The following is a 1,020-nucleotide window of genomic DNA, read 5'->3' on the forward strand; positions in this document are numbered from 1 at the left end:
TCAATAAGAAAACAAAACCAAAGCAGATAAAAAAGAGCCTTTGGGGGCTCTTTTTTATCTGCTCAATTCGTTATCTCGCTCACGTCTGACCTCTTTTTTGTGAATATTTTCAAATTCACATATTCTCGGCTCCAGTTGGTTCTTCTCACGCATCTCTGAAGTTTTCCCCATAATTTTATCCGCAAAATCCTTAAAGACACTTCTGAAGTCCCTCACGGTCTTTGTATGCTCCTTAACAAATTCTTTTACACTTTGATAAGTCGCCTTAATTTCAAGCGTTAAATCAGCCACACGAGCCTTTAAATCCTTATTACTAGAAATAAGGATTTGGTTTTCTTCACTCAATTTCGTGTAGTTATCGCGAGAATTCATAAGCAAACTATGTAAAGAGTCGTTTGAAGCTTCTAAAGCTTTATTTTCCTTCACGAGATCCGTATTTTGCAGACGCTCATAATCTTTTGTCACAGCGAGTGCTGCATTTACATATCCCGTGAGTTCTTTAAGTTGTTTGGGAGCTAAAACATAATTACCCGTTTCTTTTTTAGTGACTTCAGCATCACCAAACAATTTTTGTATTACTTCAGTTTTAATTTCTTTCCGAACCTTAATATCTAATTTTTCTTGGGGTAATGCTTCACTCAAATTTATAAATTCTTTTTTCTTGCCATCAATTTCTTTATCTAGCAACTGAATTTCTTTCTCCAAGTCCTGTTTTTCTTTATATTCCTGTGAGCTCAAGTGCTTTTTCTCAGAACCTTTTTCACCACGCACAATGTCAAAATCATGTTCTTGTAAATGCTTCGGAAATTCTTCTTGGAGTTCTCTTAATTCTTGTTTGTTAAAAATATCTTTTGCAGATAAACGATTGTCTTCTGTAATTGGGATCACGCCAACGTGCATATGAGGTGTCGCCTCGTCTTGATGCACAACTGCATAGAGTGTATTTTTTTGGCCGTATCGCTCCTGGATAAATTCAAGCGACTTCTCAAAATATTTTTTTTGCTCTTCTACAGAAAGTGA

Annotated in this window: 1 protein-coding gene; it reads right to left on the reverse strand. The window is 35.8% G+C overall.

The genetic code is table 11. From position 1 onward, the window contains the following. Nucleotides 1–54: 54 nt before the first annotated feature. The coding region (mobV, locus tag H2672_RS19110) for a MobV family relaxase (RefSeq protein WP_186673994.1) at nucleotides 55–1,020 on the reverse strand (966 nt) is incomplete at its 5' end.

The organism is Sporosarcina sp. BP05 (assembly GCF_014282005.1).
In the GTDB taxonomy this organism is placed as follows: domain Bacteria; phylum Bacillota; class Bacilli; order Bacillales_A; family Planococcaceae; genus Sporosarcina.